The organism is Collinsella sp. D33t1_170424_A12 (genome assembly GCF_015554865.1).
Taxonomy (GTDB): Bacteria; Actinomycetota; Coriobacteriia; order Coriobacteriales; family Coriobacteriaceae; genus Collinsella.
On the sequence record NZ_JADNJJ010000166.1, the window covers coordinates 1 to 11,807 of the forward strand.

The window sequence follows — 11,807 nt, forward strand, 5'->3', positions numbered from 1 at the left end:
AACTCACAGCATGCGGGAGCCCTCCCTATTTGTCACCATCGAGATGTAAACAACGTCTTGGCACTTAACAGCTAGCGGACTGCGGAGGCATCGCGATCGGGGCGGCGCGTTGTTAGCGCAACGGACGCTAAAATGCGCACGCGTGGGTGTTTTCGGCGCAGCTGGGTATAATGGTTCATCAACAAGGTCGAATCGTGACTTGTGGAAGGATATCGATATGGGTAAAGGCTTTGCTTTCGTAACGGGCGCCGCTGTGGGAGCCGTTGCAGGAACGATCATCGGTTTGCTGGTCGCCCCGCGCTCCGGTGCCGAGACGCGCGCCATGGCCGCCGATATGGCGAATGACGCATGGGATTCCGCGCGCGACATGTACGAGCAGGGCGTCGACCAGGCTCGCGCCGCCGCAACCGATTTCGGTCCCATGATGGACGCCAAGACCGACGAGCTGCGCGCAAAGGTCGACCTCGCCCGCGAGCGTATGGACCAGCTGCGCGAGTCGCTCAACGATGCCATCGCCGGCGGCAACGTAACCCCCGCTGCGGACGTCGTCGTGGAAAGCTCCGTGGCCGAGGCTCCTGTCGAGGCGTAGATGCGCACCGCAGACTTCCAAGGCGTTCGCATCTACAAGCTGGTCCCCGACGAGCAGCGCGTCAAGAAGGACGGAACGCTCAAGGATCTCAAGCGCTTGGGCAAGGTCCATCTGCCCGTGTTCACGCCGGATGGCCGTACCGTGGTGGGCTTCATGGTGAAGCTGCCCGACATCGCCGGCATGATCAAGCAAGAGGACCGCTTCGTCGCGCTTGACGCCATCGATGTGCGCGAGGGCCAGCTGGTCGTTGCCGATGCACGCGAGTCCTACGACACCCCGGCGGCGAAACGCCTCGGCGTGGATCTGGATTCGTGCATCATCTGGACGGGCATGGATGTTGTGACCAAGACGGGCAAAAAGCTCGGCTACTGCTCCGATGTAACGTGTCATCCTCGCACGGGCGCCGTGCAGGAGTTCTATATCACACCGGGAGCCGCGTCGAGCGCCCTGATCGGCCACATCGCCATGCCGGTCGACATGATGATCGGCTACAGGCGCGGTGCTATGGTGGTCGCCGAGGAGGCGGCCTCGCTCGAGTTCTCGGGCGGTGCTGCGGCCAAGGCCGCCGAGGCGTCCGTAAAGGTGAGCGCGGGCGTGAAGAAGGGCGCTAAGACGCTCGATGAAAAGGGCTCGGAAGCGGTGACCAAGGGCAGCCGTGCTCTGGGCGAGCGTATCGGCCAGACGGGCGATGCCATCAAGGGGTTCTCGGACGAGTACCATAAGGCCGCGGGCACCCCCGCCAAGAAGAAGGGTGCCCCCGCCAAGAAGAGCGGCTCTTCGCAGGGGTCCGCCGCCCGCGCCGTGGGCAAGCAGCTGGGTAAGACCACCGGCATGTTCCAGGCGTTTGCCAGCGAGTTCAAGAAGGCGTCGGGCGCGTCCCCGAAGAAACCGCCATCGAAATAAAAGCGCGTTCGCTCCGCGGCGAACAGGGGATAAGGAGATTCGTTGCCTCATTACACCACCTCCTACTCCACAAAGAAGCGCCCGGCGTATCGGCCGGGCGCTGCTCAGCATCTGCCGAGCGCGAATAGGCGCCGGGTGCGCAAGCCCGGCGTTCAGTACCTGCATCATTCGCAGGGATTCGGCCGCAAGACCAGGCGGCAGATGGGGACGCGGCGCCCTCGGAACTCGCGCAGGCCCTATGCGTTCATCGCCGTGGGCTGCGCGTTCCTTTTCTTCGTCGCCAGCGTCATCTGGTATATGAATCGAAGCGTCGACATCACGCTGAACGGCGCCGATGCGAAGGCGCGTATCAACTCCTCCATCGAGCAGCTCATCGCAGACCAGGGGCTTGAGCCCACGCCGGGCAAGCTGCTGGCGGTGGATGATGCCGTGTTGGACAAGCGCGGTGGCGAGCGCGTTTCGGTGAAGCTCAACGGAAGGCAGGTCGATAACGACAAGCTGGTCGAAACCAGGCTTCAAGAGCACGACGAGGTCGAGATCGGCGACGGTCGCGACGAGTACGAACCGCATGAGGTGCAGGCGACGACCATCGAGCCCAAGCTGGTCACGACGGGCAGCGGCGCGATCGAGTACGTGAAGACCTGGGGCGTGCCCGGCCGCAGCGAGGTGTGGACCGGTAAGACATCGGGCAAGACGTTCGATCGCGGCGTGGTGAAGGACGCGGTTGATTGCGTGGTCGCGCGCGCCTCGGTGAATCCCGACGTCAAGGGCAAGAAGTACGTGGCGCTTACGTTTGACGAGGGTCCAAGCGAATATACCGAGCAGATCGTTTCGATTCTGCAGCAAAAAGGCGCTTCGGCGACATTTTTCCTGGCAGGTGACGCGGTGGAGGAGCACGCGGACGCGGCGAAGACTATCGCGGCAGCCGGATTCGAGCTCGGATCCAACTCGTATGAGGATAAAAGCCTTACCGATCAGTCCGCATCGGCTGCGCGCAAGCAGATCAGCGCGGGATTCGACGCGATCGAGCAGGCAACGGGGAAGCGAACGGCGCTGCTGCGCGCCCCGTTCGCGGCGTTCTCCGAGCGCACCTGGGCCGAAACCATGGACTTGGTGGGGGCTGCGGTGTCGTGGAACGTCGATTCGGGCGACTGGATGCTGCCGGGCGCCGATGCCGTGGTGAGTTCGGTGCTGGGTTCGGTCTCAAACGGGAGCATCGTGCTGCTCACCGATAACGCATCATCGGGCCGCCAGGCCGTGGAAGCGCTCCCCGCGCTGTTAGACGGCTTGCGCCGGGAGGGCTACGAGGTCGTAAGCCTGTCCGAGCTGATTGCCACCGACGATGACCTGGCCAAGGCGTTGCCGACGCCCGGCAAGGTCTCGATGCCGAAAGATGCGGTGCTACCGCGGGTCGCCAAAACCGAGGAGTAGCGCGTCTGCGCGCGGTCGTTCCACGGCCGGCCGGCCGTTGCCGATGAGGGGTCTTGTTGACAGTTTTGTCATGCTGGCGCTGAAGGCCGTCCGATGTCCGTGCCAGCGGGCACAATAGGGGCGTGAACGCATGCATGACCGTGGAGGCGCCATATGAAGCAGGAGACAAAGAGGGCGGGGGCACCCGCTCCCGCGCAGAAACCGCATCCGCGCCCGGCTGCGGGTTCGCCATCGGGTGCGGCTTCGGCGCGCTTAGCCCCGTTCGCCGTGATAGGCCTGGCGGTATGCGCGGTGCTCGCGCTGTGCTATTGGAACTTCTGGCGTCCGGTTTCCATCACCGTGAACGGCGAGGGGCAGACGATGCTGGTGAACACGTCGGTGCAGGCGCTTCTGGAAGACCGCGCGTTCTTCGATGCACCGCCGGGCAGGTTGCTCTCCCTGGGCGGCGCCGTGCTCGACGAGGCGGGCGGCGAGCGCTGTACGGTGCGCATGAACGGCGAGGAGCTCGCTTCGAGCCGGTTTGCAGACACGAAGGTGCCCGAAGGCGCCGAGCTCGAGGTGTCGGCGGGCGCCGACCGAACCGAGCCTTCTTTCGAGCAGACGGTCGCGGCCGCGCCGGGCATCACGATGGAACCGGGTGGCGCCGTGCAGTTCGTCTCGCAGTGGGGCGTCCCGGGCAAGAAGGTCGTGACGGTGGGCGAGCGCTCGGGTGAGACCGTTGACAAGGAGATCGTCCAGGCACCGGTCGACATGGTGGTGTCGTCGCTCAACGTGAAGCCGCAGGGCGCCGGCAAGTACATCGCGCTCACCTTTGACGACGGACCGAGCGGGTATACGCCCGACATCCTGGGCATCCTGGCCTCAAAGGGAGCGAAGGCGACGTTCTTCAACCTGGGGAGCAGCGAGGCACGCTATGCCTCGTATGCCAAGCAGCTGGTCGACGGCGGCCACGAGCTGGCGAGCCATACCAATGCGCACCAGTACCTGCCCGACCTTGATGCGCCCTCACTACGAGCCGAGATCACGTCGGCTGCCGACGCCATCGAATCCGCGGCGGGGGTGCGCCCGCAGATGATGCGCGCCCCGTACGGCGCCTTCGCTGCGAACGACTGGGCGCGTGCGGGCGATCTTATAAGCTGCAACGTGCTGTGGAACATCGATACCCTCGACTGGAAGCGTCCGGGTGCGGCGGCCATCACCTCGATGGTCCTTGACAACGCGTTTAACGGCGCGATCGTGCTGATGCACGACGGCGGCGGTAACCGAGAGCAAGACGTGGAGGCGCTGCCGGGCATCATCGATGGGCTGCGCGGTGCGGGCTACGAGCTGGTCACCGTAAGCGAGCTGATGGACAAGGACGACCGCTTCCCCGATGCAGTTGTAGAGGGGGATGTCGCGATGCCCGAGGGGGCGGAGCTGCCGCCGGCGGCCTAGGAGCGAATGCCGTCCGAATGCCTGCGGACATGCAAGCTTTGCGTAAAACCTGGCCGTGCTCCGCGCATGGATGCTATAGTAAAGAGCGGTTACGGCTCGTCCGTGACCGCTTTTGTTTGTAACGAGGGTCACGAGAAAGGCTCAAGGTGAAATCGAAACCTCGACCACACAGTAGCTGCTGACCCTGTGCCGCCCTTCGCTGCGGCGCGCGCGGGGTCGCGCGTCCCGTACCGTATGCATATGCGTATTGGCGAAGGAGAACTATGAACTATCTTTCCGAGATGCTCAGGCTTCCCGTTCTTGACGTGAACGGCGAGAAGCTCGGTATCGTCAACGACTTCGGCATCGCCACCGGCGAGGTCTTCCCCCATGTGACGTCGCTGGCCTTTCAGGGGCCCGGGAAAACGCCCTTTATGATCAGCTGGCGCAAGTACGTCGACCATGTGGACGATACGGGCGTGTACCTCAACTGTCCCGATACCGACATCCGCTTCTCGTACCTGCAGCCCGACGAGGTGCTGTTGGCGCGCGATATCCTCAACAAGCAGATCGTGGACACGCAGGGCATGAAGGTCGTGCGCGTAAACGATATCAAGTTCTCGGTCTCGGGTGAAAACCAGCTGCAGCTGCGCTTGCTCGGTGCCGAGGTGGGCGCTCGCGGCTTGCTGCGTGCGATTCATCCCGCGTTGGAGCGCGCCGTCGAGCGCATGGCGAAGGCCGTGGGCAAGCCGCTGGGCGAGGATATCATCGCCTGGTCGTATATGGACCTGCTGGAGCGCTCCACGCAGAACATCAAGCTCTCGGTGTCGCACAAGACGCTCGACGAGCTGCACCCGGCCGATATCGCCGACATCATCGAGCAGCTCGATCCTCGTCTGCGAAGCCAGGTGTTCGCGCAGCTCGATACCGCTCAGGCGGCCGAGGCCATCGCCGAGCTCGACGACGACGAGCTCGTGGCCGAGATGCTCGAGGGCATGACCGACCGCGACGCGTCCTCGATGCTCGCGCTCATGGACCCCGACGACGCCGTCGAGCTCATCGAGGAGCTCGGCAACGAGAAAGCCGAGAAGCTCCTGCGCCTCATGGGCGTCAAGGAGGAGAAGGCCATCCGCAACCTGCTTGGATACGAGGAGGATACCGCGGGCCGCATCATGACGAGCGAGTTCGTGGCGCTGCCCTCCACCGCCACCGTGCAGGACGCCATCGACGCCATCAAGAAGCTCGACGAGGATTTCGAGAGCGTCTACTACGTGTACACCACCGACCCGTCCGGCATGCTTACCGGCGTGCTGTCGCTGCGCACGCTCATCGTGGCCGATCACGATGCGCGCCTCTCCGAGCTCGCCTACCGCGATGTGGTGTGGGTCGCTCCCGATCTCGACCAGGAGCAGGTGACCGAGGAGATGACCAAGTACGACCTCGTGGCCATTCCGGTGTGCGACGAGAACCGCCATATTCTGGGCATCGTCACGTTCGACGACGCTATGGATGTCATTGCCGAGGAGCATCAGGAGGACCTGCAGATCGCCGGCCTTTCCTCGGGCGAGTCCACTACGGGCGAGTCGGCGCATACCTTCGTGTGGTTCGCCCAGCGCCAGTACTGGATCGCAGTGTGGGCCATCGCGGCCTGCGCCATCGCCGCCATCGCGGTCACGGCGCCCGATCGCATAGCCGCCGACGCCGACGCGCTGCGCATCATCACGAACGAGGGCCTGTTCGCGCTCATGCCCATCTCCATCATGCCGGTGGTGCTGCTGGCCGCCATGCGCATGACGGCCTTTGTGAAGAACAGCTTCCTGGAGTACGACGACCGCGAGGACGAACCACGTCCTTATCTGGGATTCTTCCTTAAATCCACGCTTATCGGCTTGGTACTGGCCGCCGTTGTGTACCTGTGTGGCGAGCTCATGGCAACCACGATCTTCGCGGGCGGCGACCCCATGGTCATCGCCACGTACATGGATTGCTTCCGCAACGCGGCCCTGGTGATCACGGCCACGTATGCGAGCGCGGTGATCTACTTCGCCGTGCTGGTGCGCGGCGAGGATCGCGACCACACGGCCTCGGGCACGTCGCTCACGTTCGCGGCGGTCCTGCTCGCGGCGTTGGCGTACACGGTGCTGGGCGCCGTGCCCTTGTTGTAGGACGGGCTGGTGAAGCATGCAACCAGAGACTAAACAGAAGCTGACCGTCGCCGCCGTGCTGGGTGCCATGGGCCCCGGTCTGCTGGCGGCCCTCTCGGGTAACGACGCGGGCGGCATCGCAACGTATTCGAGCGCGGGCGCGAGCTACGGCTATGGCACGTTGTGGATGCTGCCGGTTATGGCGTTGCTGCTCATCGTGGTGCAGGAGACCGCGGCGCGCTGCGGTTGCGTTACGGGCAAGGGCTTCGCCTCGCTTATCCGTGAGAAGTTCGGCGTGCGCAAGAGCGCCCTGGCCATGGGTGCTTTGCTCATCGCGAACACGGCCGTGACCATCTCCGAGTTCGCGGGCATCGCGAGCGGCCTGGCGCTGTTCGGCGTGCCCAAGACGGTGTCGGTTCCCCTGGTGGCGCTGCTGGTGTGGATGCTCACCATGAGCGGCAGCTTTCGCCGTATCGAGAAGATCCTGCTGCTGGTGAGCTGCGTGTTCGTAACGTACATCGTGGCTGCGTTCCTGGCGGGGCCCAACTGGGGGGAGGTGGCCATGGCGACGGTCACCCCGCATCTGGTGAACGAGCCGCAGTACGTCTCCCTGCTCGTCGCCACCATCGGCACCACCATCGCGCCCTGGATGATCTTCCTGGCGCAGAACAACGTGGTCGATAAGAACATCGACGAGGACGGCATCGTGCTGCAGCGCATCGACACCGCCACGGGCTCCATCATCGCCTGCGCTATCGCGTGGTTCATCATCGTGACCACGGGCGCCGTTCTGCACCCGGCAGGCATCGAGGTCGCCGACGCGGCCGACGCCGCGCTTGCGCTCGAGCCCATCGCCGGCGAGTTCTCCACGATTCTGTTTGCCTCCGGCCTGGTTGCCGCGAGCTTCCTGGCCGCGTGCGTGCTGCCCGGTGTGACCTCGAGCGCCATCTGCGAGGCTTTCGGCTGGGAGCGCGGCGCCGATCGCAGCTGGGACGAGGCGCCCGTCTACCGCGGCATCATCACCGCGGTTATCGCCGCGTCCGCGCTGCTGGTCATCATGCCCGGCGTCGACCTGTTCCAGATCATGATGAGCGCGCAGGTCATCAACGGCGTGCTGCTGCCCGTGTTGCTGGTGTTCTTGGTCTTCATCGCCCAGGACAAGCACATCATGGGCAAATATCGCAACGGCCGTGCGTGGAACGTGCTCACCTGGGGCACGATCATCCTCATTACCGTGCTCACCGCCGTGATGTTTGGCCTGCAAGCGCTGGGGTACTAGCGCCCGGCGGGCTCGGGTTCGGGTGCGCCTCCGTGTTGGAGCGACCCGCCGGCAACGGTGTCGAGCCAGTTGCGGCCCAGGCGATCGACAGCCTCTATGACCTGCTGCTCCACGTGGTCTTCCGCGTGCAGCGGCAGGTCTTTCTTTACCGCGTCGTAGATGAGCTGGATGTAGTACGCAGCGCCCTCGGACGACAGGTGCGTTCCGTCGCCGTCGAACAGCTCGCTGCGCCCCTCGCTGAGGGCATGCCAATCGATTACGCGGATGTTGCCGTAGCGATCGGCGGCGCGCATCATGGCCTCGTTGGTGGGAGCCACCCACGGTTGCGGGCTGCGCGTGGTGACGAATACGGCGATGCGGTCGGGGCCGAGCAGGTTCATGATGGCGTCGATATCGCCATCGGTTACCAGGCCGTTCGTGCCGAGCGCGATAACGGCGACCCTGCCTATCTGGTTGTTGGCCAGGTAGGTCGAGATCAATTCGATGCCCGTTCCGAACTGGCGGTTCTTCTTGGCGTCGATGAGCCCGTGCGGGAAGGTGCGCTGGAAATCGGGGATGGTGCGCAGCGAGACCGAGTCTCCGACCATCACGACGTCGTACGCGGTATCGGCGAACTGCGGGGCATCCGAGGTGGCGGCGTCCGTCTCCCCGGGGGCTGCGCTGGCATCCTGTTCGTCGTCGCCCTGGGCGAGCAACGCCGCGCCCTCGGTGCTGAGGGCGTCCGTCTTGGGAACGAGGGCCAGCGAGAGCCCGGCGGCGGCGAGGACGATGACGGCGCTGCCGAATGCGACGGGCCGCTGCCGTACGATCGCCGCGGGCGCGGTGCCTGCGCACACCTCGTGTGCGAGCGTGCCCATGAGGCCATGGCGAAACGGCGTTTCGATGAAGCGGTACGAGAGCTCGGCTACGGCCAGCACCACGGCGAGCTGGGCGAGCGTCTCCCACCATGGATCGGCGGTGATATCGGTAACCGGGTTCATGAGCGCGAGCAGCGGAAAATGCCAGAGGTAGATGCTGTACGAGCGTTTGCCGAGCCACACCAGGGGCTTCCACGAGAGGATGCGCGCCACCAGGCCGTCCTGGCGCATGCATGCGGCGATGAGCGCGAGCGTGAGCAGCGAGCATAGCAGCATGCCGCCGCGGTATGGGAAAGCCGAATAGCCGTTGGAGAACGCGAAGAGCGCCAGAAGGCCGCCGATGGCCGCGAAGCCCACAAGGTCGGTCTCGCGCCCGTCGCGCTCGGATGCGACGCGGGGCAGGCGCCCGCGCAGGCAATAGCTTGCCAGATGCCGCGGGAAGAGGGCTCGGTCGGGGATGAAAGCGAACCAGCCGCCCAGGAGTAGGGAGAACGCGCGCGTATCGGTGCCGTAGTAGACGCGGCTCGGGTCGGCGCCGGGGGTGTAGAGCAGCGCCATGGCGAGGGCCGAGGCGCAGGCGAGGACGAGCACGGCGCGGCGCACCTGCGGACGCCTGACGCGTAGCGACAGCATGGCGAACAGCAGGGGCGGCCATGCAAGGTAGAACTGCTCCTCGATGGCGAGCGACCAGAAGTGCGTGAGCGGCGAGGGGTCGCCCAGGGCGGCGAAATACGAGGTATCTTGCGCGATCTGCCACCAGTTGTTGACGAAGAAGAGCGATGGCAGGATGTCGGGCCGCATCTTGGTGAGCATCACGTGGTTGAAGGCGGCGCACAGAACGATGACTACCGCGACGAGCGCGACGATGGCGGGAAGCAGGCGCCGTACGCGGCGAATCCAGAACTGCTTGAGGTCGACGCGGCCCGTCACATCGAACTCGCGCAGCAGCAGGCGCGTGATGATGAAGCCCGAGATGACGAAGAACATGGTGACGCCCAGCAGGCCTCCCTGCATCCAGGGGAGATTGAGGTGGTAGAGCACGACGGCGCAGACGGCGAGGGTGCGGATGCCGTCGAGCGCGGGGATATAGCGCTTCTGCGCGACGGCGGAACCGCCGCGCGTCCGGTCGTCGGCTGCGGTGCTCTGGTCGTCATGGCGGACGGAGTCGGATGGATGGGTGCTCATGGCTGCCTCGGTAGCTTCGGTCACGGTTCCTAAGGGCGTTCGGCTTCATTGTAGCTACTCGCCAAAAGCCGCGGCGCGCATGCGGTGCAAGCATACGAAAACGCCCCGCGGGCGTTCCGAACTGCCTCCCATTTGTTGGACTTCTAGTTCCTTGTCCAAGAAATGGGGCGCAGTTCAGGGCGTTCCGCGGGGCGCGTGCGCATGCGATGGATGCGCCGCGAGGGCGCGGGGTGGTTGCTAGAACTTCACCTGGGGGACGTCGCGCGTCTCGGGGGCTGCTTCGAAGCCGGAGCGCTCTTTGAACTGGAAGATGCCGGCAAAGATGTTGCCGGGGAAAGTCTGGATGGCGTTGTTGTACTTGAACACGCAGTCGTTGTAGCTCTGGCGCGCGTAGGAGATCTTGTTCTCGGTATCTTCGAGCGTGCCCTGGAGTTGGCTGAAGTTGGTGTTGGCCTTGAGGTCGGGATACGCCTCGGCAACGGCCAGCAGCTGGCGCAGGGCGCCGGTGAGGACGTTGTCGGCGGCGATCTTCTCGTCCGGCGTGCTTGCGGAGACGGCGGCGTTGCGCGCCGAGGTGACCGCGTCGAGCGTCTCCTTCTCGTGCGCGGCGTAGCCCTTGACCGTTTCGACGAGATTGGGGATGAGGTCGTTGCGGCGCTGCAGCTGCGTATCGATGTTCTGCCACGCGTTGTCGATGCGGTTGCGCAGCGTGACCATGTTGTTGTAGATGCCGGCGACGGCGCTGATGATCGCGACGATCAAGACGATGCCGATGATGATGGGAAGCATGAAAACCCCTGTCTCCTTGAGCGCGCTCAGAAGGTGCGCGGCGCGCAGTTGAGCACAGTATACCCGCTTCTTTCGCGCGGCTGCGGGTCCGCGCGGAGCGAGCGGAAGCAGTGGCGATGCGGGCGGACCGCCGGTGCGTCCACGGCCATAGCGCTTCAGCCTACTGATATCGTTTGTTGACAAGCGTATGCTAAGAGACAAAATGAAGTACTTGGACTAACAGGTCACTATGATATGTGAAAGACCAGTCGGGGTTGAGGTATGGATCTGCGCGTTAAGAAAACGTACGCCGCGCTCATCGAGGCGTGCACCAAGCTGCTGTCCGAGCGTCGCTACGAGGACATGTCGGTGGCGATGCTGTGCGAGGAGGCGACGATTCGCCGCACTACGTTCTACAAGCACTTCGCCGATAAGTCGGAGTTCTTTGCGTTCTATGTCGAGAGCTTGCGCAGCCAGATGGTCGAGCGCGGCCACCGTGCGCTGCAGAACGTGGGCGAGCAGGCCGATGAGGCGGGCGAGCGCCGCGCCGTGCTGTACGAGTTTGCCGATTACCTGCTCGAGCACGAGGCCCTGATGGACAACATCTTCTCGAGCTCGCTGTCGGGCGTGCTGCTCGATGTGATCTGCGAGAAGGTGGCGGATGCATTCTACGAGGGAGCGGTGCGTCATCTGCAGGGCAGCGCCCCCGCCGCAGCCGATCTTGTGGAGCGTGCAGATTTTGCAGCCGGCGGCGTGGTGCGCAGCATGCTGCGGTGGTGGAACGGCTCCGACCGGGCTGAGCGCCGAGAGGACTTCGTCGAGCTGTCCGCCGCCTTGGCCGCGCGGGTTCTCGACGAATAGCGTGGTACGACCGGGGCTGGTGCCTGGCGGCAAGATTGCGGCCTACAGGGCTGCATGGGCGAAAAACCTGACGGTAAGAATGCGCCGGCGTCGGCTGTCGGGAGCTTCATGGCGGACGGGCCGTTTCGCCGCGGAAAACAGACGGCTGGGATATTGGCCCGCGGAAACCTGACGGTACGGACGCAAGATCGGGCTTCTACCCGGGAGAAAACCGCGCCGGACGCTTGTTGTCGGGAGGAATCTGGCGCAAGGGGGGGCTGCTGACGCGGAAGCCTGACGGTAAGGGCCGAGCTGCGCCCGTACGGGTTCGAATCCCCGCGCGTGCCATGAAAAAAGCGAGCCCGGCGGACTCGCAATCTCAACAAATCTGGCGGAGA

The 11,807-nt window shown here is 64.6% G+C and carries 9 protein-coding genes; 7 read left to right on the plus strand and 2 right to left on the minus strand.

What is annotated here, in order from left to right; translation table 11 throughout:
• The first annotated feature begins 217 nt into the window (after positions 1–217).
• The 6 genes from I2E26_RS07270 (at position 218) to I2E26_RS07295 (ending at position 7,759) form a co-directional block, all read left to right on the plus strand.
• A complete protein-coding gene (locus I2E26_RS07270; RefSeq protein WP_147588901.1) occupies positions 218–589 on the plus strand; it encodes a YtxH domain-containing protein in 372 nt (123 codons plus the stop codon).
• Positions 590–1,492, plus strand: a complete 903-nt coding sequence (locus I2E26_RS07275) for a PRC-barrel domain containing protein (RefSeq protein ID WP_229056485.1) — start codon at positions 590–592, stop codon at positions 1,490–1,492.
• 42 nt (positions 1,493–1,534) lie between these two features.
• Positions 1,535–2,923, plus strand: coding sequence for a polysaccharide deacetylase family protein (locus I2E26_RS07280; RefSeq protein WP_195420200.1), 1,389 nt, complete (start codon positions 1,535–1,537; stop codon positions 2,921–2,923).
• Positions 2,924–3,076: 153 nt separating this feature from the next.
• On the plus strand, positions 3,077–4,357 hold the full coding sequence (locus I2E26_RS07285) for a polysaccharide deacetylase family protein (protein WP_195420201.1): 1,281 nt from the start codon (positions 3,077–3,079) through the stop codon (positions 4,355–4,357).
• A 263-nt stretch (positions 4,358–4,620) separates the two neighbouring features.
• Positions 4,621–6,501 carry a magnesium transporter gene (locus I2E26_RS07290; protein ID WP_195420202.1) on the plus strand — a complete coding sequence of 627 codons (1,881 nt, stop codon included), beginning with the start codon at positions 4,621–4,623 and terminating at the stop codon, positions 6,499–6,501.
• Between the two features lie 16 nt (positions 6,502–6,517).
• Positions 6,518–7,759 carry an Nramp family divalent metal transporter gene (locus I2E26_RS07295; protein ID WP_195420203.1) on the plus strand — a complete coding sequence of 414 codons (1,242 nt, stop codon included), beginning with the start codon at positions 6,518–6,520 and terminating at the stop codon, positions 7,757–7,759.
• Here the strand turns inward: I2E26_RS07295 and I2E26_RS07300 are convergent.
• The gene (locus I2E26_RS07300; RefSeq protein WP_370551466.1) at positions 7,756–9,825 is read right to left on the minus strand and encodes an acyltransferase family protein; all 2,070 of its coding nucleotides are present in this window, start codon (positions 9,823–9,825) and stop codon (positions 7,756–7,758) included. The genes I2E26_RS07295 and I2E26_RS07300 overlap by 4 nt on opposite strands.
• A gap of 213 nt (positions 9,826–10,038) precedes the next feature.
• Complete coding sequence (locus tag I2E26_RS07305; protein WP_195420204.1) at positions 10,039–10,590, minus strand: LemA family protein; 552 nt, start codon at positions 10,588–10,590, stop codon at positions 10,039–10,041.
• Positions 10,591–10,851: 261 nt separating this feature from the next.
• Here I2E26_RS07305 and I2E26_RS07310 point away from each other — a divergent pair, with 261 nt between their 5' ends.
• The gene (locus I2E26_RS07310; RefSeq protein WP_195420205.1) at positions 10,852–11,430 is read left to right on the plus strand and encodes a TetR/AcrR family transcriptional regulator; all 579 of its coding nucleotides are present in this window, start codon (positions 10,852–10,854) and stop codon (positions 11,428–11,430) included.
• Positions 11,431–11,807 lie beyond the last annotated feature (377 nt).

Excerpts from the sequence above, each read along its gene's own strand:
- I2E26_RS07270 (WP_147588901.1), top strand. The coding sequence starts at position 218 with ATGGGTAAAGGCTTTGCTTTCGTAACGGGCGCCGCTGTGGGAGCCGTT.
- I2E26_RS07285 (WP_195420201.1), top strand. The coding sequence starts at position 3,077 with ATGAAGCAGGAGACAAAGAGGGCGGGGGCACCCGCTCCCGCGCAGAAA.
- I2E26_RS07305 (WP_195420204.1), bottom strand. The coding sequence starts at position 10,590 with ATGCTTCCCATCATCATCGGCATCGTCTTGATCGTCGCGATCATCAGC.
- I2E26_RS07310 (WP_195420205.1), top strand. The coding sequence starts at position 10,852 with ATGGATCTGCGCGTTAAGAAAACGTACGCCGCGCTCATCGAGGCGTGC.
- I2E26_RS07295 (WP_195420203.1), top strand. The coding sequence starts at position 6,518 with ATGCAACCAGAGACTAAACAGAAGCTGACCGTCGCCGCCGTGCTGGGT.
- I2E26_RS07290 (WP_195420202.1), top strand. The coding sequence starts at position 4,621 with ATGAACTATCTTTCCGAGATGCTCAGGCTTCCCGTTCTTGACGTGAAC.
- I2E26_RS07275 (WP_229056485.1), top strand. The coding sequence starts at position 590 with ATGCGCACCGCAGACTTCCAAGGCGTTCGCATCTACAAGCTGGTCCCC.